Source organism: Herbaspirillum frisingense (genome assembly GCF_047325095.1).
Taxonomy (GTDB): Bacteria; Pseudomonadota; Gammaproteobacteria; order Burkholderiales; family Burkholderiaceae_D; genus Herbaspirillum; species Herbaspirillum frisingense.
The window spans coordinates 5,168,793-5,190,250 of the sequence record NZ_CP168558.1 but is presented as its reverse complement, the minus strand read 5'-3'; the positions used below and the strand labels follow the sequence as shown (position 1 = coordinate 5,190,250).

Genomic DNA, 21,458 nt, shown 5'->3' with positions numbered 1-21,458 from the left:
ATATAGGAACAGGCCCTAGTCGCCTCGCGTTTGCGACTGCGGCACGGCGATCAGCTTGACCATGCGGATCGCCTGGTTCTGGACCTGCACGATTTCGATCACGCAGCCCTCGAACTTCACGGCCACGCTGGCTTCGGGGATGTCCTGCAGGGTTTCCAGCAGCAGCCCGTTGATGGTCTTGGGGCCATCCAGCGGCAGCGTCAGGCCCAGGCGCTTGTTGATGTCGCGCAGGGTGGTGCTGCCTTCGAGCAGGCAACTGCCGTCCTTGTCCCAGCCAAAGCCTTCACCCGAGGAGCCGGGCGAGGAGGTGGTGAATTCGCCGATCATCTCTTCGATGATGTCTTCCAGGGTCACCAGGCCCTGCACCTCGCCGTATTCATCGACGACGATGCCCAGGCGCTCGTGATTCTCCTGGAAATACTGAAGCTGCGTGAAGACGTCGGTTTCCACCGGCACGTAATACGGTACCGACAGCAGGGCACGGATATCGTCGTGGCTGATGTCCTCTTCCTGGCGGAACAGCGACACCGTCTTGCGCACATGCAGGATGCCGACGATATGGTTGATTTCCCCTTCGTAGACCGGCAGCTTGTTGTGATAGCAGGTGGCCAGCTGGTGCAGGATCTCTTCCACCGGCGCGGCCAGGTTCAGGGCCTCGACCTGGGCACGCGGCGTCATCACGTCTTCCACCGAGATCTTTTCCAGGTCGAACAGGTTCAGCAGGATGCTCTTGTGCTTCTGCGGGATGAAGCTGCCGCCTTCGAGCACGATGGAGCGCAGTTCTTCCGGCGAGATGCGCTGTTCGGCCGCCCGCGCCCCGGTCTTGATGCGCAACAGCTTCAGGATCGCCGAGACGAAGATGTTGACGAACCAGATCAGCGGCTTGGCCAGCCGCATGAGCGGCTTGAGCACGAAACTGGTGAACAGGGCAATGCGTTCGGGATAGGTGGCGCCGATCACCTTGGGGACGATTTCGGCAAAGATGATCAGCAGGGCCGCCACGAAGGCAGTGGCGGCGGTGATCACGCGCTGGTGGTTGCCGAAGGCGGTAATGGCCAGCGCCGTCACCAGCGCGGTGGCCAGTGCATTGATCAGGGTATTGGCGATCAGGATCAGCGACAGCAGTCGTTCAGTGCGATCGAGCAGCCACAGGATGGTGATGGCGGCACGATTGCCCTGTTTGGCCAGGTGCCGCAGGCGATGGCGGTTGGCGGCCATCAGCGCCGTCTCGGTCATCGAAAAGAAGGCCGAGAGCAGGATCAGGATCAGGAGTGCAAGTGCTTGCACCCATATGGGTACGGTATCCAAACGTTGCCGTCAGGTTGATTGCCCTCGCGCACGGGAGGGATTCGGCGGACCTGCTTGCCTGTGGCCAGGGCGGGCAGGGCGGCCAGCGAGCGCCAAAGTCTAGACGATGGGCGCCTATCCCGCAAGCCGGGCCGGCGCGGAAGGGGGCGCTTGCCCCTCAGTAACCCCGCACGCGGTCATACAGATGCGGTGGCGGCAGCCCGCCCAGCATGGCCGAGATCGCTACCGCCGCCTGGCGGGCGCGCTCCCGCCGCGATGGCGTCGCCGCCGCATGCGGCGTCACCAGCACGCGGGGGTGGCGCCAGACCGCCGCGTCGGCAGGCAAGGGCTCTTCATCGAACACGTCCAGCACGGCGCCCGACAGCTGGCCCTCGTCCAGCGCGGCCAGCAGGTCGGGCAGGCACAAGTGGCTGCCGCGCCCGACGTTGATGACGCCCGCGCCGCGTGGCAACTGCCGCAGCAGGTCGGCGTCGAGCAGGTGGCGGGTGTCCTCGGTTTCCGGCAGGAGGCAGATCAGGATGTCGGTGCGCGCCAGGAAGGCCGGCAACTGGTCGGCACCGGCATAACAGCTCAGTCCCTTTTCGCTGCGCGGCGAGCGCGCCCAGCCGGCGGTGTCGAAACCGATGGTGGCGTGCATGCGCGCCGTGGCCAGCCCGAGCGCCCCCAGACCGAGCACGCCCACCCGGGTTTCCAGGGCGGTGCGCGGGGTGGAGAACTCCAGCCATTGCGCCCTTGCCTGCTGAGCGACGATGCGCGGCATGTCCTTCAACAGCATGAGGCTGCTCATGACGGTGAATTCGGCCATGCGCTGCTGGGTTTCGGGCGTGACCATGCGCACGATGGGCAGGTCCGGCAAGTGCGGATCGGCCAGGATGTGGTCGACCCCGGCCGCGCTGCTGATGATGGCCTTCAGGTTGGGGAAGCGGGCCAGGCGCCCCGCTTCGGGTTGCCAGACCAGGACATATTCCACCCGGGCCGGATCGACTTCGGGGTCGTCCCAGGCGCACACCTCCAGTCCCAGCCCGGGGGCGAACTCATGGAAACTGGCGCGCCACTCCGGCAGCGCGGCGGCACCGCCGGATTTGACCAGCAGTACGGGGGAGGAAGAACTCATGGGCGGGGCTCCACAGGATTGGCCTGATGCATGGGACGGCGCAATGCCGGATCGAAGGGATTGATCTGGCGCGACAGCGCCGCGGCTTCCCGTTGCAACATCTGTACCACGGTCGGCAGGCGCTCCTCGGTCAGGCGCGAGGTGAGCGTGCCTACGCTGAGCGCGCCGACGATGGCGCCGCTGCAGTCGAACAGCGGCACGCCCAGGCCGGCCATGCCGTCGAGCAGACCCGCCTGGCGTGCCGCGTAGCCGGTTTCACGCACACGCTCGATTTCGGTGCGCAGGTAGACCTCGTCATAGACCCCGAACTCGCGCAGGCGCGGCACGTTGTAGCGGATCACTTCCTCGCGCTCCTGTTCCGGCAGGAAGGCGAGGATGGACAGCGCACCCTGGCCCACGCCCAGTGCCACCCGGCCACCGATGTCCCCGGTGAAGGCACGGATCGGGAAAGGGCCGTCGACCCGGTCCACACAGACCGCGTCGAAGCGCGAGCGTACCAGCAGGAAGACAGTGTCGCCCAGGCTGCCGCACAGGCGCAGCAGCGCCGGCCGGCACAGGCTGCGCAGGTCGGAGGCATTGCCGGCGCGCGCGGCCAGCGCGAACAGGTCCATCCCCAGGCGGTACAGCTTGCTGCGTTCATCCTGCTCCACCACGCCTTCGCTGACCAGGGCCTGCAGCAGGCGGTGCGTGGTGCCTTGCGTGAGGCCGATGGCCTTGGCCACCTGGGTCACCCGCATGCCTTGCGGTGGTGCATCGGCTAGTGCGCGCAACACCGCGAAGGTGCGCTGGATGCCGTTGACCGGCAGGCTGGCCGGGGCGGTGGTCGAGGAGGCCTCGTCGTTGTCGTCGCTCATGAGGGGGCTGTTGTCTGCTGGGTGGAATCGGTGGCGTCATGCCCTCCGAGTTATTCCATCTGACGAAATAATTATTAAAAATTTCCTGTCTGTCGAAATACGATAGCAGAATTGGCACCGAAATTGCATCAATAACGAAACAGGAGACGCGCATATCACCCCAGTCCTTGAGGTGGATGCGACTTTACAGATGAATGCATCGGAGTGCCCGCCGGCCGACAAGCCCGCCAGCCGCGCAGCGCCCGAACTTTGCGACAGGGAGCTTGCAATGTCATTTCTCACGCTGACCAATGTCAGTAAGTTCTACGGCGATACCCAGGCGGTATCGGGCTTCAACCTGACGGTGGAGAAGGGGGAATTCATTTCCCTGCTGGGACCCTCCGGTTGCGGCAAGACCACCACCCTGCAGATGATTGCGGGCTTCGAGAACGTCAGCGGCGGCCGCATCGAACTCGATGGCCGCGACATCACCCATGCCAAGCCCAATACTCGTGGCCTGGGCATCGTGTTCCAGACCTATGCGCTGTTCCCGCACATGACGGTGGAGCAGAACGTGGCCTTCGGCCTGGAGATGCGCAAGTGCGCGCCCGCCGAGAAGCGCGACCGCGTGGCCCAGGCGCTGGCCCTGGTGCACCTGGAAAAGCACGGCGCCCGTTATCCGCGTGAACTGTCCGGCGGCCAGCGTCAGCGCGTGGCCCTGGCGCGCGCGCTGGTGATCGCGCCGCCCGTGCTGCTGCTGGACGAACCCCTGTCCAACCTGGACGCCAAGCTGCGCGAGGAAATGCAATTCGAGCTGCGCGACATCCAGCGCAAGGTCGGTACCACCACCATCATGGTGACCCACGACCAGAGCGAGGCCATGTCCATCAGCGATCGCGTGGTGGTGATGGAGGCCGGGCATATCACCCAGGTGGGCCGTCCCATCAATGTGTATGAACATCCGGCCAATCGCTTCATCTCCACCTTCGTGGGCAAGGCCAACCTGCTGGAAGGCCAGGTGGTGGGCGCTGCCGGCGAGCGCGCTGACATCGCCGTGGGCGGCATGATGCTCAGCCTGGAGAGCAACGACAGTGGCCTGCGTGGCGGTGGTCGCGTGGTGCTGGGCCTGCGTCCGGAAAAGATCCGCTGTACCGAGCCCGGCCAGGGCCGCTGCAATGGCGAGGTGGTACGTCGCTTCTTTCTGGGCAGCCAGTGGATGTACGAGGTGCAGACGCCGCTGGGACTGCTGTCCGTGCTTGCCCCCAACGATGGCGCCGAGGCGCTGGAGCAGGGCGCGACGCTGGGCCTGGTCTGGAGCGACTTCAACCTGCGCCTGGTCTCCACCGCCCGTAGCGACGAACGGGTGCCGGCATGAGTGCGGCCGGTACCTCGCCGGCGGTGGCACCCGTCGTGACGGCACCGCAAGGTGGCAAGGCCCCCGGCCAGCGCAGCCTGCCCTGGCTGATGTCGGCTCCGGCCATCCTGCTGTGCACGGTGATGCTGCTGATCCCGCTGCTGCTGACCTTCGTGCTGTCCTTCAATGCCTATGACGCCGAGACCGGTCCCAAGGCCGGTACCTTCACGCTGGAGCATTACCAGGCGGTGCTCACCGATCCCTACTACTACGCCATCTTCTGGCGCACGCTGTGGATCTCCGGCCTGGTCACGCTGATCTGCATCGTCCTGGGCGCGCCGGAAGCCTACATCCTCAATCGCATGCGCAAGCCCTGGCGCTCCGTCATGCTGCTGGTGGTGCTGGCGCCGCTGATGATTTCAGTGGTGGTGCGGGCCTTCGGCTGGAGCATGCTGCTGGGGCCGGAAGGGCTGATCAATAGCCTGCTGATGGCGCTGGGCTTTGGTCGCGTCAAGCTGCTCTATACCGAGACGGCCATCGTCATCGCCCTGGTGCACGTGATGCTGCCCTTCATGGTGATTCCGGTGTGGACCTCGCTGCAAAAGCTCGATGGTGGTGTGGCCAATGCCGCGCTGTCGCTGGGCGCCTCGCCCGTGACCGTGCTGCGCCGTATCGTGCTGCCGCAGATCATGCCGGGCATTCTCTCGGGCAGCCTGATCGTCTTCGGCCTGTCGGCCAGCTCCTTTGCCATTCCGGGTCTCTTGGGCGGACGTCGCCTGAAGATGATGGCCACCATCATCTACGACGAATACCTGCACGAACTGAACTGGCCCCTGGGCGCGGCCATCGCGCTGCTGCTGCTGGTGGCCAACCTGGTCATCATGCTGGGCTGGAACCGCATGATCGAACGTCGCTACAAGAAAGCGCTGGGCTGAACCATGAACAAGAACGGACCGATTGCATTGCTGTTCAATGCGCTGGTGATCCTTTTCACGCTGGCGCCGATCCTGGTGGTGTGCGTGATCGCCTTCACCCCGGAAAACACCCTCACCATGAACGGGCCGGAATTCTCGCTGCGCTGGTTCAAGGCGGTATTCGAATTCCCCGATTTCGTCAGCTCCTTCTGGAACAGCCTGTGGCTGGCGCTGGCGGCGGCCACCATCTCCACCGTGCTGGCCATTCCGGCGGCCATGGCGCTGGTGCGTTATCCGCATCGCTGGTCGGGCGCCTTGCAGGGCCTGTTCCTGTCGCCGCTGATCATTCCCCACCTGGTGCTGGGCGTGGCCTTGCTGCGCCTGTTCTCGGTGGTGGGCGGTGCCGGCAGTTTCGGCTGGCTGGTGCTGGCGCACTCGCTGGTGGTGACGCCCTACACCATGCGCCTGATCATGGCCGCGCTGATCGGTTTCGACCGCAGTGCCGAACAGGCCGCGCTGTCGCTGGGGGCAAGCCGCTCCACGGTGTTCCTGCGCATCACGTTGCCGATGATCCTGCCGGGCATCACCGGTGGCTGGCTGCTGGCCTTCATCAACAGCTTCGATGAAGTCACCATGTCCATCTTCGTGACCTCGCCTTCGACGGTGACGCTGCCAGTGCGCATGTACATGTACGCCACCGAATCCATCGATCCGATGATGGCGGCGGTGTCGGCCCTGATGGTGGCCATCACGGCGGTGGCGATGATCATCCTGGATCGGGTCTACGGCCTGGACCGCGTACTGGTGGGGCGCACATGAGCGATTTCGCTTCTCCCCAGGGTGCGCAGCTGGTACGGCTGGCCGAGCAGGATCGCGCCACTGTCAGCTTCACCCTCGATGGTCGCGCCGTCACCGCGCTGGAAGGCGATACCGTGCTGACCGCCGTGCTGACCTGCGCCGGCAGCCTGCGCCGCAATGAATTCAGCGGCCAGCCTCGCGCCGGCTTCTGCATGATGGGCGCCTGCCAGGATTGCTGGATCGCCACCGACAGCGGTGAACGCCTGCGTGCCTGCTCCACCTTCATCCGCGCCGGCATGCAATTGCGCAGCGGCCAGGGGAGGGCGCATGAGCCGACTTCCTCCCGTGATCGTCGGCGCCGGACCGGCCGGCGTGCGTGCGGCGCAGACACTGCTGGCCCATGGCCTGCGGCCGGTGCTGATCGACGAGGCGGCCCAGGCGGGCGGCCAGATCTATCGTCAGCCGCCCGGCGGGTTCCGGCGCAGCCGCAAGACGCTCTATGGTTTCGAGGCCGGGCGCGCGCAGTCGGTGCATGCCGCCTTCCATGCCTTGCGCGAGGCCATCGATTATCGTCCGCAGACCTTGGTATGGAATGCCCAGCCCGGCCTGCTCGACCTGATGGATGGCCAGGCCCAGTCCGCGGCCACCCTGGCCTGGGAAGACATCATTGTCGCCACCGGCGCCACCGACCGCGTCCTGCCCTTCCCGGGCTGGACCACGCCGGGCGTCTATACGCTGGGTGGCGCGCAGGTTGCGCTCAAGTTCCAGGGATGCGCCATCGGCCGCTCGGTGGTGTTGGCCGGCAATGGTCCGCTGCTGTATCTGGTGGCCTATCAATACGCCAAGGCCGGCGCCCATGTGGCCGCCGTGCTCGACAGCAGCAGCCTGGCCGACCGCATCGCGGCACTGCCGGCCATGTTGGGCCAGCCGGCCTTGCTGGCCAAGGGCATCTATTATCTGGCCTGGCTGAGGCTGCATGGCGTGCCCGTCCACACCCATGCCGAGGTGCTGCGGGTGGAGGGCGAGTCGCGCGTGCAGAGCGTGGTCTGGCGTCGTCACCCGCCTGCCCGCGCTGGCGCCAGGGCGGGTGCCGAGCGGCGCATCGATTGTGATGCCGTCGGCTTCGGTTATGCCCTGCGCTCCGAAACGCAACTGGCCGACCTGCTGGGTTGCCGCTTCCGTTTCGACCCGCTGCAGCGGGCGCATCTGCCGGTGCGCGATCGCGCTACCCGCAGCAGCGTGCCGGGCGTCTATCTGGCCGGCGACGGCGCCGGCATCATGGGTGCGGACGCTGCCGAACTGGCCGGTGAGCTTGCCGCGCTGGCGCTGTTGCAGGATCGCGGCATCACCGTCGATGGCGCCCGGGTGGCGCAGATCGAGGCCACGCTCGCGCAGATCGGCGCCTTCCGCGTGGGGCTGGAGCGGGCCTTTCCCTTCCCGGAGCACTGGGCGGCCAACGCCCCCGATGATCTGGTGATCTGCCGCTGCGAAAACATCCGCGCCGGAGAGTTGCGCGCAGCCGTGCGCGAAAAAGGCGCAGCTGAAATGAATCGCCTGAAGGCTCTGACCCGCGTGGGCATGGGGCGCTGTCAGGGACGCATGTGCGGTGCCGCGGCAGCGGAGATACTGGCCCATGCGGCTGCGATACCGGTGGCCGAGGTCGGTCGCCTGCGCGGTCAGGCGCCGATCAAGCCCATTCCCATGGGCATGCATGTGCCGGCGACTGCGTTGCCGTCAGCGCAGGTCATTGCCTTGCATGCCGGGGAGGATGCATCGTGAATACCGTTTCCACTGAAGTGCTCATCATCGGCGGCGGCATCGTCGGCGCATCGGCTGCGCTGGTGCTGGCCAAGGCCGGCCGTCGCGTGACGGTGCTCGAGCGCGATCTCTGTGGTTCGCGTTCCAGTGGCGTGAACTACGGCGGCGTGCGTCGCCAGGGTCGGCCCGAGGTGCAGTTGCCGCTGTCGCAGCGGGCGCACCAGATCTGGGGCGAGCTGGAGTCGCTCATCGGCACCACCGGCGAATATGAACGCAGTGGCCACTTCAAGCTGGCCCGTAGCGCAGCCGACATGCAGGCCCTGGAAGCCTACGCCGAACTGAGCCGGCCTTATGGGCTGGGCATCGAACTGATCAGCGGCGAGCGGCTGCGTGAGCAATGCCCCTGGCTGGGCGGCGCGGCGGTCGGCGGCTCCTTGTGTCCGGAAGACGGCCAGGCCAATCCGCGTCTGGTATCGCCGGCCTTTGCCCGCGCTGCGCAGGCGGCCGGGGCGCGCATCATCGAGGGCTGCGAAGTATTGCAGGTGGGCCATGACGGCCAGAGTTTCGTGGCTGAAGCACGGCATGGCGAAGCGCCTTTGCAGTTGCGCGCCGAGGTCTTGATCAACTGCGCCGGCGCCTGGGCCAACCGGGTGGCGCAAGCCTTCGGTGAGGCCGCGCCTTTGACCAGCGGTCATCCCAGCATGGTGGTGACCGAGCCTATCCCGCATTTCCTGCCCTGGAGCCTGGGCGTGGAAGGGGGATCGATCTATTGCCGCCAGGTGGCCCGTGGCAACGTGGTGCTGGGCGGTGGTCGCGGCTACGTGCTGGATGAACAGCGCGCCCGCGCCTCGCACGATTCCATCCTCGGCCTGCTGCCGCAAGCGGCGGCCTTGCTGCCGGCGCTGCGGCATGTCCACATCATCCGCACCTGGAGCGGAGTGGAAGGCTACCTGCCGGACCACCACCCGGTGATCGGCCCCAGCAGCACGCAGCCGGGCCTGCTGCATGGCTTCGGCTTCTGCGGCGCCGGTTTCCAGATCGGCCCGGCTGCCGGCGAAGCGCTGGCCGAGCTGGTGCTGCATGGCCGCAGCAATATCGACCTGGATGCATTCTCGATTGCCCGTTTTGCGCCCAGGCCTGCCGTCTCCACTATCTCCGTGGTCGGCACCGATGGCACAGATACCTCCGACCTGCTGTCCTCCCACCCTGAAAGGAAGATCTCATGATGTCGCTTTCCCGTCCCGGCGCGCTGGCCGCCGCCCTTGGCATGACCTTGCTGGCCTGTGGCGGCGCCCAGGCGCAGACCCGCACGCTCTACATCGGCATGAACGGCGGCAACATGGAAAAGACCTTCACGCAAGCGGTCTTTGGCCCCTTTGAACAGAAGCACAACGTCAAGATCGCTGTGGTGCCGGGCGGTTCCGCCGATATCCTGGCCAAGGCCCAGGCCGCCAAGGACAAGCCGCAGATGCACCTGATGTTTCTCGATGATGGTGTCATGTACCGGGCCGTCGGCATGGGCCTGTGCGAGAAACAGAAGCCCAATCCCAACCTGGCCAACCTGCTGCCGGTGGCGCACATCAAGGACGACATGGCCACCGGCGTGACCATCAGCGTCACTGGCCTGGCCTACAACACCAAGGTCTATGCGGAAAAGGGCTGGGCGCCGCCGACCTCCTGGCTGGACCTGGCCGATCCCAAACTGAAGGGGCGGGTGGTATTCCAGTCGCTGCCTTCCTCGACCTTCGGCCTGCATGCCTTCCTTGCCTTCAACCAGCTCAAGGGCGGTACCGATGCCAACGTCGATCCGGGCTTCAAGGCCTGGCCATCGACCATCGGCCCCAATGTGGTGGAGTACATCTCCAACTCGGCCAAGATCTCCGAGATGGCGCAGACCGGGGAAGCCGCCTTGTTCCCTTACACCCCGACCCAATCCACCATCCTCAAGAGCAAGGGCGTGCCGGTGGAATATGTGCAGCCCAAGGAAGGCGCCATCGTGCTGATGGTGGCGCAGTGCGTGATCGCCAACAACACCGAGCCGCAACTGGCCCAGGAACTGGCGGCCTACCTGCTCTCGCCGCAGGCGCAGGCCCTGGCGCTGGAAAACGGCAACTACAACCCGACCAATACCAAGGTCCAGGTCAGCGGCCCGGCAGCGACCGAACAGGCCCGCATGAATGGCTTCGTGAAGGCGGCGCGGGCAGTGGACTGGGACGAGATCAACAAGAACCGTGCCGTCTGGAATACCCGCTGGAGCCGCACCATCGAACGATGATTCGCCGTGCAGGCGAGGTCGGCGCGTGATCTGCTCCTATGGCGCAGCCGGATCATCTGGCCGATTGCGGCCAATGACAGAACCTCTGGCAGTCTTTGGCGCCACCCTTCGCGGTGGCGTTTTTTTTCTGTGCCGGTACCGCAGCTTATCTGCCGGATGGATCAATCGTTCTCGATTCTGCTGTGGCGTAGATGAGCGTGGCGTACGGGGCGCATTGGCCTTCAAGGCAAAATTCGCGTATAATGAGGGGATCGCTCAAGAAAAGAGCGGAAATCCTGATCTCCACGCGCCTTGCCGCAGTCCGATCCCTGCAATCCGCGTGATCCGCATCTTCATCCGCTTCCCCGAGTAAAGAACCAACGCTATCGGTCTCACCGCAAGCGCGTTCGCCTGTCCTCCGACCTTAACGCTCCCGGCCGCCTGTTTGCGTGGCCAGTCGTCAAAGCCAGAGATTGCAAATCCCCGAGCCCTTCCTCGCTGGAGGTCGCGCGCTCATGCACAAGAAAGAGAAAATGGCAAAAGAAGAACTGATTGAAATGCAAGGACAAGTTTCCGAAGTCCTCCCTGATTCGCGCTTCCGTGTCGCGCTGGACAACGGCCACTCGCTGATCGCCTATACGGCTGGTCGCATGAAAAAGAACTTCATCAAGATTCTGGCCGGTGACAAGGTCACCCTGGAACTGTCGCCCTACGACCTGAACAAGGGCCGCATCATCTTCCGTCACCTGGAGCAGCGCGGCCCCACCGGCCCCCGTCCGGGCTTCCGTCGCCGCTGATCGCTGGCGCGACGCATCGCGTCGCCTGGATATGCCACCACGCCATCCGGCGTGACTGGCTAGCACGCGCTCATGGATCGGTTTTGCGAGAGAAAAAGAATATGCATCTTCCGGTCGAACATCTGGAGCAGTACAAGGGTTTCCGCGTGTCGCTGAGATGCAGTGGACGGCATGGCCAGTGGGAAGTGAGTGCGGTGCACATTGTCGACATCAGTGGCCTGGCGCCTGCCTTGTTTCCCCGTCGTCATCTCCCTGGACGTTCCGAGAGCGCTGCGCTCGCCATAGTGCGCGGCATGGCCTGGGCCAGGGCGGTCATCGACAATCTTGACCCCGCACTGGATCGCCCGATGCCGTCGTGATGAAGCATTGTGGAGGTGGAGGTGTGATGCGAGGAGGTGGGTAGCGATACTGCGATCTGCCGAGCGCACAAACAAAAACAGCGAGTCGTTTGACTCGCTGTTTTTGTATGGGAATTCCTGGTCGGGGTGAGAGGATTCGAACCTCCGGCCTCTACGTCCCGAACGTAGCGCTCTACCAGGCTAAGCTACACCCCGTCGAGTGAGATCTAATGTCAGTGATTTCGATCTACTGCGAAAGCCGATAATTCTAACAGGGATTTTTTGAATTGGCTATCGGGAAGTGAAATAATCGCGTCTGCCGCGCGTCGGGCGGCGATCTCTGCCTGTTCACGCGTATAGGCCAGTGCGCCCGAATGGGTGATGGCCGAGAGCACCTCGTCGAAGTGCTGTTCGTCACCGTTCTCGATGCAGGTACGGACCAGGTCGCGCTGCTGCGGCGTGCCGTGCTGCATGAGCCAGATCAGCGGCAGGGTGGGCTTGCCTTCGCGCAGGTCGTCGCCGACGTTCTTGCCGATCTCGGCGCTGTTGCCCGAATAATCCAGCACGTCGTCGATCAGCTGGAAGGCGGTGCCGATGGAGCGGCCATATTCGCCCGCAGCTTCGATTCCGGCTTCGTCGGCACCTGCGATCAGGGCGCCGATCTGGCTGGCAGCCTCGAACAGCTTGGCCGTCTTGGAGCGGATCACCTGCAGGTAGCCGTTTTCGTCCACGTCGGGATTGTGCATGTTGAGCAACTGCAGGACTTCGCCCTCGGCGATGACGTTGGTGGCGTCGGCCACGATTTCCATCACGCGCGGATTGCCCACCGCCACCATCATCTGGAAGGCGCGCGAATAGAGGAAGTCACCCACCAGCACCGAGGCGGCATTGCCGAACATGGCGTTGGCGGTCTGCTTGCCGCGGCGCAACGAGGATTCGTCGACGACGTCGTCATGCAGCAGGGTCGCGGTGTGGATGAACTCGATCACCGCGGCCAGCGTGTGGTGATGCTCGCCCTTGTAGCCGAAGGCATTGGCGATGAGCACCACCAGCACCGGGCGCAGGCGCTTGCCGCCGGCGCTGATGATGTATTCGGCGACCTGGTTGACCAGCGGCACCTCCGAATACAGCTGCCGACGGATGACTGCGTTGACCGCCTCCATGTCGGAGAGGATCGGTTGCATGATGGTTTGTTGCGAAGCGTTTTGTACGGCGGCAGACAAGGCGGAACCTGTGGAAAATGGTTATTCCCGGGATTATACGACGACAAGGCGGGCGCACGCCAAAGACCATGTTCGCCCACGCGGCAGATGCGCATTGTCAGCAGGGAAACACCGGGGCTTGCGGTCCTCTCTATGGTGAAGGGCTGCGGCCATTGTCCTGGCGGAAACTCTGTTGTTCATCAGCCCGCCAAAGTGTCAAGCCTTTTGACCCTGCAGCTAAGTGCATGTATAATTTGGGGTTTTCCTGTTTCGCCAAGGGGTTTTGTGTCCCGGGCGCGTCAGGGGAAAATCGTTCTTATTCATTCATTCGTGAGGTTTCACATGTACGCGGTCATAAAAACCGGCGGCAAACAATACAAAGTTGCTGCTGGCGAAAAACTCAAAGTAGAACAGATACCGGCTGACATTGGCTCCGAAATCACTTTGGATCAAGTGCTCGCAGTGGGCGCAGGCGAAACCGTGAAGTTCGGTGCGCCGCTGGTCGCAGGTGCTACGGTGCTGGCTACTGTGGTAGCACAAGGTCGCCATGACAAGGTCCGCATCTTCAAGATGCGTCGTCGCAAGCACTACCAAAAGCGTCAAGGCCATCGTCAGAACTACACCGAACTGCAAATCGTCTCGATCAACGCCTAAGCGTTGAACTGGTCGAACTGCTCATCCAAAGTCATCAAGGAGTTTTAAATGGCACACAAAAAAGGCGGCGGCACTACGCGCAACGGCCGTGACTCAGAATCGAAACGCCTGGGCGTCAAGGTTTACGGCGGCCAAGTGATCAACGCTGGCGGCATCATCGTCCGTCAACGCGGCACCCGCGTCCACGCTGGCGAAAACGTCGGCGTCGGCAAGGACCACACCCTGTTCGCCCTGAAGGACGGCAAGGTCAAGTTCGTTGTCAAGGGCCTGCAACAGCGTCAATACGCAACCGTCGTTACGGCGTAAGCGTTCCTGTCATCCGGGTTCGCCCGGAAACCAGGCATAAAAAAGGCTCTGCCGATGGTGGAGCCTTTTTGGTTTTTTGAAGAGCCGTCAACAAAGCGCCGAGCCTTGCCTTCTATCCGGAGTGTCGGGGTTGGTCAGGCTGGAGATCCATCCGTTGCTGTGGCAAGGGTGCATCGACGCATCGACGCATCGACGTTTTGTTAGCGGCTCCCACGAGGCGTCAATATCATGAAATTCATCGACGAAGCACGCATTGAAGTCGTGGCGGGGGATGGCGGCAACGGTGTCGCCAGCTTTTGCCGCGAGAAATTCCGCCCCTTCGGCGGTCCCGACGGCGGCGACGGCGGCAAGGGCGGCACCATCTGGGCCGTGGCGGATCGCAACGTCAACACCCTGATCGACTACCGTTACGCCAAGCTGCACCGCGCTGGCCGTGGCGAAAATGGTCGCGGTTCCGATTGCTACGGCAAGGGCGCCGACGACGTCTATCTGCGCATGCCGGTAGGCACCCTGATCGTGGACATCAACACCGGCGAGCACATCGCCGACCTGACCTTCCACGGCCAGACCGTGATGCTGGCCAAGGGTGGCGAGGGCGGCTGGGGCAATATCCACTTCAAGACTTCCACCAACCGCGCTCCGCGTCAAAAGACCGAGGGCAAGGAAGGCGAACGCCGCGAACTGCGCCTGGAGCTGAAGGTGCTGGCCGACGTCGGTCTGCTGGGCATGCCCAATGCAGGCAAGTCGACCTTCATCACGGCCGTCTCCAACGCCCGCCCGAAGATCGCCGACTATCCTTTCACGACGCTGCATCCCAACCTGGGTGTGGTGCGCGTGAGCCACGAAAAGAGCTTCGTCATCGCCGACATCCCCGGCCTGATCGAGGGTGCGGCCGACGGCGCTGGCCTGGGGGTGCAGTTCCTGCGCCACCTGCAGCGCACCGGCCTGCTGCTGCACATCGTCGATCTGGCGCCCTTCAACGAGGAAGTCGATCCGGTCAAGGAAGCCAAGGCCATCGTCAAGGAACTGAAGAAGTACGACCAGTCCCTGTTCGACAAGCCGCGCTGGCTGGTCCTGAACAAGCTGGACGTGGTGCCCGAGGCCGAGCGCGCCAAGCGCGTGAAGGATTTCGTCAAGCGCTTCGGCTGGAAGGGCCCGGTGTTCGAGATCTCGGCCCTGAACCGTGACGGTTGCGAAGATCTGATCAACGAGATCTACAGCTACCTCGAAACCAAGCGCGCCGAGGAGCATCGCTCCGAAGAGACGCAGATGACCGAGGAAGCACGCGCCATCTCCAGCATCGATCCGGACGATCCACGCTTCAAGGTCCTGGACTGATTCCGTCGCTGCGTGGCCTCTAGCGGGGCTGCGCAGCGGGGGCGGTTCGGGCTATCATCTCTGCCTGTCGGAATTTCCGACTCCCCCCAGAAGAATCAGAATCCGGAACACTATGCAATCGGTCATTCAAAGCGCCAAGCGGCTCATCATCAAGGTCGGTTCCTCGCTGGTTACCAATGACGGCAAGGGCCTGGACGCCAACGCCATCGCCCGCTGGGCCGAGCAGATCGCGCAATTGCGCGCACTCGGCAAGGAAGTGGTGCTGGTCAGTTCCGGCGCGGTCGCCGAGGGGATGCAGCGCCTGGGCTTCGACAAGCGTCCGACCGGCATCCATCATCTGCAGGCTTGCGCTGCAGTGGGCCAGATGGGCCTGGCGCAGATCTACGAAACCAGCTTCCGCAAGCACGACCTGCACACCGCACAGGTGTTGCTGACCCATGCTGACCTGGCGGATCGCGAGCGCTATCTCAATGCCCGTTCCACCCTGTTTGCCTTGCTGCAACTGGGCGTGGTGCCGGTCATCAATGAAAACGACACGGTGGTCACCGATGAGATCAAGTTCGGTGACAACGATACCCTGGGCGCCCTGGTCGCCAACCTGATCGAAGCCGATGCGCTGGTCATCCTCACCGACCAGCCCGGTCTCTTTACCGCCGATCCCCGCAAGGACCCCAAGGCCACCCTCATTGCCGAGGCACGTGCTGGCGACCCGTCGCTGGAGCTGATCGCCGGCGGCACCGGGACTGGCATCGGTCGCGGCGGCATGCTGACCAAGATCCTGGCGGCCAAGCGCGCGGCTACCTCCGGCGCGCATACGGTCATCGCCTGGGGCCGTGAAGACCAGGTCCTGACCCGTCTGGCAGCCGGTGAAGCCATCGGTACCCAGCTCAACGCCGAGACTGCACAACTGACGGCGCGCAAGCAGTGGATGGCCGATCACCTCAAGACCGCCGGGCGCGTGGTATTGGATGCCGGCGCAGTGCAGAAGCTGAGTCTGGAAGGCAAGTCGCTGCTGCCCATCGGCGTGGTGGAAGTGGCCGGGGAATTCGGCCGCGGTGATGTCATCACCTGCGTTGATGAAGCCGGACGCGCCATTGCGCGTGGCATGAGCAACTACAACAGCTCGGACGCGCGTCGCATCATTCGTCATCCATCTTCCGAAATCCAGGCCATCCTGGGCTTCGTGGAAGAGCCTGAACTGGTGCATCGGGATAACCTGGTCCTGCTCTGAGGGGCGGGTCACTCGGTGGGCAGGATATAAACGATATAAATCCTGTAAAAGATATGAAAAAACGCGGCCTGGCCGTAATGCCGTTCAGTTAAGAAAAAATCGCCGCGCCAGATGACTTTGGCGCGGCGATTTTGCTTGGTTCTCTTCAAGCCATCTGAAACCGTTCGGACTGAGTAGGCCCTTTAGGGCCGTATCGAAGCCTGTCCTGAGCCTGTCGAAGGGGCGCTGCTCAGCTTGTGGCGCGCCTTCGATACGCGGCTACGCCGCTACTCAGGACGAACGGTCAGCGGTGGTGCAAACAAAGTCTGAGCGAGCTTTCGAGCTGGTAACAAGCTTAACTGAACGGCATTACGGCTTGGCCGCGTTTTTTCTTTGTTGCTGCTGCTTGTGCCGTCGCGATCAACGACGCACCGGGTCAATACGGGTCTGGGTCTTGAGACGATTGACGATGCTCTTGAGGTTTTCGTTGTCGGCGATCATCTTGCCGTCGCAGAAATAATCCCGGAACAGGGCGCCATCGATACGATTGGCGCCGATATCACGGATCGGCTGCCATTTGTCGCGACGCGAGCGCGACCATTTGCCGTCGGGGTGGCCGAAGGCATAGGTCTTCTTCTCCCAGGTTTCGCAACGCATGCCTTCGTACATCACGTTCACGGCACCGCCCTCGGTCTTGGTCAGTACCGTGTAGCGCACCACCTTGTCAGTGCCGATGGAGACCGAGTTGAGGTCCACGTACGCCTTCATGGTGGCGTTCGGGCTGAGGTAGAACTCGGCCAGGTTCTGCTGTTGCGGTGTGGGCGGCAGCTGTACGGCGATCTCCTGCCAGGGCTTTTCCTCGTCGTCGAATTCCTCGTCGAAGCTCTGTGCCAGGGCACCGGCGCAAACGGCCAGCAGCGAGCAGGCCAGTACCGCCTGGCGCAGGCCACGCAGGGTGATCGGAGGACGTTGTGGTGCGTTCTGCAGGGAAGAGGGCATGGGGCTCACTTGGATTCGGGCGTGGAGGCGCCGTTGAGGGGCTGGGCCTGCGTGGCCGGGCCGGTTTTCTTGTGGGGAGGCAGGGGACGGCCGGGTGGCTCGCCGCGTCGCACGGCATGGCCGGCGCGATTCAGGAAGCGCGACAATTCCTGCAGCGCCTGCTGATAGACCTCGCGCTTGAACTCAATGACCACGTCCAGCGGCACCCAGTAGTCATGCCAGCGCCAGGCATCGAACTCGGGATGCGAGGTGCCGCGCAGGTTGACGTCGCAATCGCGCCCGACCATACGCAGCAGGAACCAGATCTGCTTCTGGCCGCGATAATGGCCGCGCACTTCGCGCTTGATGAAATGGTCGGGGACTTCGTAGCGCAGCCAGTCACGGGTGCGACCGATGATCTTGACGTGCTCGGCCCGCAGGCCGATTTCCTCTTCCAGTTCCCTAAACATCGCCTGTTCGGGGGTCTCGCCGTGCTTGATGCCGCCTTGCGGGAATTGCCAGGAGTGCTCGCGTACGCGCTTGCCCCACCACACCTCGTTATTGGCGTTGAGCAGGATGATGCCGACGTTCGGGCGGAAGCCTTCTCGATCCAGCATGGTGATCCTCAAACTTTCTGCGGCTGGAAGTGCCTTTCGGGCAGGCTCATGCGACTGCGGGCGCACCGATGGAAATCGGTGCGCCAGGCGGGTCAGGAGCAATCACATCGATGCACGGATGTCATTGAAACTAGGAGCAAATCTGCAAAGAAAGGGCGCATCAGCCAGCTAATCCTTTAAAATTAGAACGATTATAACCCTCCTCTTTTTAAAAAGAACCGACCGTCATGCGCGCCTCACGTTTTTTTATTTCCACCCTGAAAGAAGCCCCTTCCGACGCTGAAATCGTCAGCCACAAGCTGATGATGCGGGCCGGGATGATCAAGCGTCTGGGTGCCGGCATCTATACCTACATGCCGATGGGGTTGCGCGTGATCCGCAAGGTCGAAGCCATCGTGCGCGAGGAAATGAACCGTGCCGGCGCCGTCGAGCTGTTGATGCCGGTGGTGCAGCCGGCCGAGCTGTGGCAGGAGACCGGGCGCTGGAACAAGATGGGCGCAGAACTCATGCGCGTGAAGGATCGCCATGGTCGCGACTTCGCCATCCAGCCGACCTCCGAGGAAGTGGTCACCGACGTGGCGCGCTCCGAACTGCGTAGCTACAAGCAGCTGCCGGTGAACTTCTATCACATCCAGACCAAGTTCCGCGACGAGCGTCGCCCGCGCTTCGGCCTGATGCGCGGTCGCGAATTCACGATGAAGGATGCCTACTCCTTCGACCGCGACATCGACGGCCTGAAGAAATCCTACCAGGCCATGTATGACGCCTACGTGCGCATCTTCACCCGTTTCGGGCTGCAGTTCCGCGCGGTGGCGGCCGACAACGGAGCCATCGGTGGTTCCGGTTCGCATGAGTTCCATGTGATCGCCGCTACCGGCGAAGATGCACTGGTCTATTGCCCCACCTCGGATTACGCCGCCAACATGGAAGCGGCCGAAGCCCTGCCGGTGGACAGCGCCCGTGGCGCCGCTACCCAGGCGCTGGAAAAGACCGCCACGCCCGGCAAGTCCAAGTGCGAGGCGGTGGCCGAGTTGCTGGGCCTGCCGCTGGCGCGCACGGTCAAGTCCATTGTCCTGGCCGTGGACAACGATGATCCGGCCAAGAAGGAAATCTGGCTGCTGCTGCTGCGTGGCGACCACGAGCTCAACGAAGTGAAGGCCAGCAAGATCCCCGGGCTGGCCACCTATCGTTTCGCCAACGAAGCCGAGATCGTCGAATGGTTCGGCACGCCTCCGGGCTACCTGGGCCCGATCGGTACCAAGAAGCCGGTCAAGGTCGTGGCCGACCGCACCGTCGCCAACATGGCCGACTTCGTCTGCGGCGCCAACGAGGCCGATTTCCACTTCACCGGCGCCAACTGGGGCCGTGACTTGCCCGAACCGGTGGTGGCCGATATCCGCAACGTGGTCGAAGGCGACGCCTCGCCGGATGGCCAGGGTGTGCTGGCGATCCAGCGCGGCATCGAAGTGGGCCACGTGTTCCAGCTGGGTACGACCTATTCCGAGGCGATGAAGGCGACCTATCTGGATGAGGCCGGCAAGCCGCAACCGCTGGTGATGGGTTGCTACGGTATCGGCGTGACCCGCATCCTGGGCGCGGCCATCGAACAGAATTTCGACGAGCGTGGCATCATCTGGCCGACTTCGATTGCACCGTTCGAGGTCGTGCTCTGCCCGATGGGTTATGACCGCAGCGAAGCCGTCAAGACCGAGATCGACAAGCTGTATGCGCAATTGACCGAGGCAGGCGTGGATGTGGTGCTGGATGACCGTGGCGAACGCCCCGGCGCGATGTTCGCCGACTGGGAACTGATCGGCGTGCCACATCGTATCGTCGTCGGTGATCGTGGCCTCAAGGATGGCAACATCGAATACCAGGGCCGTCGCGACAGCGAAGCCACCCAGGTCCCGCTGGCCGATGCGCTGGCCTTCATCCAGGGCAAGCTGGCAGCTTGAGCCACCCTGGTGCTGCGGTGACGCGGCAATGAAAAAGGCGGACGCCATGGCGTCCGCCTTTGTTTTGGTCGCAGCTGGAGCCGCTGTGCCGTCTTACTTCGCCGGAACGATGGTCACCGTCTCGCGCAGGATGCCGCCATCGGCGACGCTACCGTCGGTACGACCCTGGCCATTGACGCGCTTTTCGCAATCGATGCGATCGGACTGCGGCAGGCCTTCGCAGCGGCGCAGTGCGTTTTCCTTCAGCTGGGTCGCGCCGGGATCCGTCAGCGTGCCGCGTGCGGCCGCCTGTTGCGCAGCGCCCGCTTCACGCAGGCAGGTCGCACGGTCTTCGGTGGAGCTACCGTTCTTGCAGGCCGCGATCTGTTGCTGATACTCCGTATTGCCTGCCTTGCCGGCAGCCAATACGTGCGAGGCGCCGCCCAGGGCGGCCAGGCCGATCACGAGCGCGCTGGCCGAGCGCAGGACCTGGTGACGCAGGCTGTGGGTGTGGTTTGGCATGGTCATTTCCTTTCTCTTGGTAATGAGCTTCCAAGCTCATCAGTGGATGGCATATTGATAGACCCAGCGTTGCTTGTTCAGTTCTGCGGGATGGGAGGTGAGAGTGAGCAAGAGGTCAGCAAGAGCTCCTTGCCACGCGCACCAGTGCAGAACATGCATCCTATGGGATCGCTACGGCGACTGCCATCAGAAAAGCCCGCCAACGGGCGTCGGAAAAGCGGAAGCGTTGAGGTTGTCGGAAGCGGATGGCTGACTGCCAAGCCTGCCTGCGACCGCGCTGCGTGGAAGTGGGCCGTTCTGAAACATCCAGAAACAAAAACGCCCGCATGATTTCTGCGGGCGTTTTTGTTTGCAAGTCGCTTGCAAACCGCGGGCGTCGATCAGCTCAGGTGAGCCGAGATCAGCTTGGTCATTTCGAACATCGTGACTTGCTTCTTGCCACCGAAGATCGCCTTGAGCTTGTCATCAGCATCGATGTTGCGCTTGTTCTCGGCGTTCTGCAGCTTGTTCTTCTTGATGTATTCCCACACCTTCTTGGTCACTTCGGTGCGTGGCAGCGGCTTGGCGCCAACCACTTCGCCCAGTGCTGCCGACGGCGTCAGCGGCTTCATGAAGGCGGCGTTGGGAGTACGTTTTGCTGCGGGCTTCTTGGCGGCGGGCTTGGCAGCCGGTTTTGCTGCGGCTTTCTTGGGGGCTGCCTTGGGTGCGGCTTTCGGAGCTGCCTTGGCTGCCGGCTTGGCGGCGGGTTTGGCCGCTGCCTTTGGCGCAGCCTTCGGTGCTGCGGCTTTCGCGGCAGGCTTAGCTGCCGGTTTTGCTGCCGGCTTGGCGGCGGGTTTTGCTGCTGGCTTCTTTACTGCGGCTGCTGCTTTTTTTGCTGTGGCCATCTGAAAGACTCCTCACAAGAATGAGATGAATGCGTCAATTTACGCACCGCTAATAGTGGTGCTCTTTGCACGGCCATGCAAGTATTTTTTGGCAGATTTCCGGATGAAATAACCAGGAAACAACGAGCCGACCCGATCCGGCGTCAAGCCGCGCCGGTAAAGGGATCGCGGCGGATGCGGGCAGGTCGTGGAACGACCCCTCACGTGCTGTTTGCAAGGCCGCCTGGAAGATGAAAAAAGGACATGATCGCAGCCTCGTGCGAGGGCATCTGTCAGTGGCGTGGAAAGGGGAGGAAATACGGGGAGGAATACAGCGGGGGAGGGGCAGGGCAGCGGGAAAGGGCA

Annotated in this window: 21 protein-coding genes, 1 tRNA gene and 1 pseudogene; 14 read left to right on the top strand and 9 right to left on the bottom strand. The window is 63.3% G+C overall.

Annotation, left to right across the window (positions count from 1 at the left end):
• Positions 1 to 15: 15 nt before the first annotated feature.
• The 3 genes from ACEOAC_RS23640 to ACEOAC_RS23630 form a co-directional block, all read right to left on the bottom strand.
• Positions 16 to 1,308: an HlyC/CorC family transporter gene (locus ACEOAC_RS23640; RefSeq protein ID WP_077235793.1), complete on the bottom strand. Its 1,293-nt coding sequence runs from the start codon at positions 1,306 to 1,308 to the stop codon at positions 16 to 18.
• A gap of 157 nt (positions 1,309 to 1,465) precedes the next feature.
• Positions 1,466 to 2,422, bottom strand: coding sequence for a 2-hydroxyacid dehydrogenase (locus ACEOAC_RS23635; protein WP_413628610.1), 957 nt, complete (start codon positions 2,420 to 2,422; stop codon positions 1,466 to 1,468).
• Positions 2,419 to 3,276: an IclR family transcriptional regulator gene (locus ACEOAC_RS23630; RefSeq protein WP_241812499.1), complete on the bottom strand. Its 858-nt coding sequence runs from the start codon at positions 3,274 to 3,276 to the stop codon at positions 2,419 to 2,421. Before ACEOAC_RS23630 ends, ACEOAC_RS23635 begins: the two co-directional genes overlap by 4 nt.
• A 268-nt stretch (positions 3,277 to 3,544) precedes the next feature.
• On the opposite strand from ACEOAC_RS23630, the gene ACEOAC_RS23625 reads away from it, so the two are divergent.
• The 9 genes and pseudogenes from ACEOAC_RS23625 (at position 3,545) to ACEOAC_RS23585 (ending at position 11,489) form a co-directional block, all read left to right on the top strand.
• Positions 3,545 to 4,630: an ABC transporter ATP-binding protein gene (locus tag ACEOAC_RS23625; RefSeq protein WP_006713198.1), complete on the top strand. Its 1,086-nt coding sequence runs from the start codon at positions 3,545 to 3,547 to the stop codon at positions 4,628 to 4,630.
• Positions 4,627 to 5,544: an ABC transporter permease gene (locus ACEOAC_RS23620; RefSeq protein ID WP_413445539.1), complete on the top strand. Its 918-nt coding sequence runs from the start codon at positions 4,627 to 4,629 to the stop codon at positions 5,542 to 5,544. The genes ACEOAC_RS23625 and ACEOAC_RS23620 overlap by 4 nt, the downstream gene beginning before the upstream one ends.
• Positions 5,545 to 5,547: 3 nt before the next feature.
• Positions 5,548 to 6,342: an ABC transporter permease gene (locus ACEOAC_RS23615; protein ID WP_006713200.1), complete on the top strand. Its 795-nt coding sequence runs from the start codon at positions 5,548 to 5,550 to the stop codon at positions 6,340 to 6,342.
• Positions 6,339 to 6,644 (top strand): annotated as a pseudogene (locus ACEOAC_RS23610) ((2Fe-2S)-binding protein); the annotation flags it as partial. The gene ACEOAC_RS23615 and the pseudogene ACEOAC_RS23610, both read left to right, overlap by 4 nt.
• Positions 6,645 to 6,648: 4 nt before the next feature.
• Positions 6,649 to 8,100: an FAD-dependent oxidoreductase gene (locus ACEOAC_RS23605; protein WP_413628609.1), complete on the top strand. Its 1,452-nt coding sequence runs from the start codon at positions 6,649 to 6,651 to the stop codon at positions 8,098 to 8,100.
• Positions 8,097 to 9,305 carry an NAD(P)/FAD-dependent oxidoreductase gene (locus ACEOAC_RS23600; protein WP_413443702.1) on the top strand — a complete coding sequence of 403 codons (1,209 nt, stop codon included), beginning with the start codon at positions 8,097 to 8,099 and terminating at the stop codon, positions 9,303 to 9,305. Before ACEOAC_RS23605 ends, ACEOAC_RS23600 begins: the two co-directional genes overlap by 4 nt.
• Entirely contained in the window at positions 9,302 to 10,354 is a 1,053-nt protein-coding gene (locus tag ACEOAC_RS23595; RefSeq protein WP_413443701.1) for an ABC transporter substrate-binding protein, read from the top strand. Before ACEOAC_RS23600 ends, ACEOAC_RS23595 begins: the two co-directional genes overlap by 4 nt.
• Before the next feature lie 512 nt (positions 10,355 to 10,866).
• Complete coding sequence (gene infA, locus ACEOAC_RS23590; RefSeq protein WP_102663301.1) at positions 10,867 to 11,130, top strand: translation initiation factor IF-1; 264 nt, start codon at positions 10,867 to 10,869, stop codon at positions 11,128 to 11,130.
• 101 nt (positions 11,131 to 11,231) lie between these two features.
• Complete coding sequence (locus tag ACEOAC_RS23585; protein WP_077235785.1) at positions 11,232 to 11,489, top strand: hypothetical protein; 258 nt, start codon at positions 11,232 to 11,234, stop codon at positions 11,487 to 11,489.
• 118 nt (positions 11,490 to 11,607) lie between these two features.
• Here ACEOAC_RS23585 and ACEOAC_RS23580 read toward each other — a convergent pair.
• Together ACEOAC_RS23580 and ispB are read right to left on the bottom strand one after the other, a co-directional pair.
• Positions 11,608 to 11,684, bottom strand: a tRNA-Pro gene (locus tag ACEOAC_RS23580).
• 17 nt (positions 11,685 to 11,701) lie between these two features.
• Positions 11,702 to 12,652 (bottom strand): octaprenyl diphosphate synthase, encoded by a 951-nt coding sequence (ispB, locus tag ACEOAC_RS23575; protein WP_306460531.1) that lies wholly within the window; start codon positions 12,650 to 12,652, stop codon positions 11,702 to 11,704.
• Between the two features lie 360 nt (positions 12,653 to 13,012).
• On the opposite strand from ispB, the gene rplU reads away from it, so the two are divergent.
• The 4 genes from rplU (at position 13,013) to proB (ending at position 16,199) form a co-directional block, all read left to right on the top strand.
• Positions 13,013 to 13,324 carry a 50S ribosomal protein L21 gene (rplU, locus tag ACEOAC_RS23570; protein ID WP_006713215.1) on the top strand — a complete coding sequence of 104 codons (312 nt, stop codon included), beginning with the start codon at positions 13,013 to 13,015 and terminating at the stop codon, positions 13,322 to 13,324.
• A gap of 48 nt (positions 13,325 to 13,372) precedes the next feature.
• Positions 13,373 to 13,630 (top strand): 50S ribosomal protein L27, encoded by a 258-nt coding sequence (rpmA, locus tag ACEOAC_RS23565; protein WP_006713216.1) that lies wholly within the window; start codon positions 13,373 to 13,375, stop codon positions 13,628 to 13,630.
• Positions 13,631 to 13,858: 228 nt separating this feature from the next.
• Complete coding sequence (cgtA, locus tag ACEOAC_RS23560) at positions 13,859 to 14,968, top strand: Obg family GTPase CgtA (RefSeq protein ID WP_006713217.1); 1,110 nt, start codon at positions 13,859 to 13,861, stop codon at positions 14,966 to 14,968.
• A 112-nt stretch (positions 14,969 to 15,080) separates the two neighbouring features.
• Positions 15,081 to 16,199, top strand: coding sequence for a glutamate 5-kinase (proB, locus tag ACEOAC_RS23555; protein WP_077235783.1), 1,119 nt, complete (start codon positions 15,081 to 15,083; stop codon positions 16,197 to 16,199).
• 399 nt (positions 16,200 to 16,598) lie between these two features.
• Here the strand turns inward: proB and ACEOAC_RS23550 are convergent, their stop codons facing one another.
• Both ACEOAC_RS23550 and ACEOAC_RS23545 read right to left on the bottom strand, forming a co-directional pair.
• Positions 16,599 to 17,177, bottom strand: a complete 579-nt coding sequence (locus tag ACEOAC_RS23550; protein ID WP_006713219.1) for a CNP1-like family protein — start codon at positions 17,175 to 17,177, stop codon at positions 16,599 to 16,601.
• 5 nt (positions 17,178 to 17,182) lie between these two features.
• The gene (locus ACEOAC_RS23545) at positions 17,183 to 17,773 is read right to left on the bottom strand and encodes an RNA pyrophosphohydrolase (protein ID WP_006713220.1); all 591 of its coding nucleotides are present in this window, start codon (positions 17,771 to 17,773) and stop codon (positions 17,183 to 17,185) included.
• Between the two features lie 227 nt (positions 17,774 to 18,000).
• On the opposite strand from ACEOAC_RS23545, the gene ACEOAC_RS23540 reads away from it, so the two are divergent.
• Positions 18,001 to 19,728: a proline--tRNA ligase gene (locus tag ACEOAC_RS23540; RefSeq protein ID WP_413443700.1), complete on the top strand. Its 1,728-nt coding sequence runs from the start codon at positions 18,001 to 18,003 to the stop codon at positions 19,726 to 19,728.
• 93 nt (positions 19,729 to 19,821) lie between these two features.
• Here the strand turns inward: ACEOAC_RS23540 and ACEOAC_RS23535 are convergent, their stop codons facing one another.
• Together ACEOAC_RS23535 and ACEOAC_RS23530 are read right to left on the bottom strand one after the other, a co-directional pair.
• Entirely contained in the window at positions 19,822 to 20,229 is a 408-nt protein-coding gene (locus tag ACEOAC_RS23535; protein ID WP_102664748.1) for a hypothetical protein, read from the bottom strand.
• Between the two features lie 380 nt (positions 20,230 to 20,609).
• Entirely contained in the window at positions 20,610 to 21,113 is a 504-nt protein-coding gene (locus ACEOAC_RS23530) for an SWIB/MDM2 domain-containing protein (protein WP_077235781.1), read from the bottom strand.
• Positions 21,114 to 21,458 lie beyond the last annotated feature (345 nt).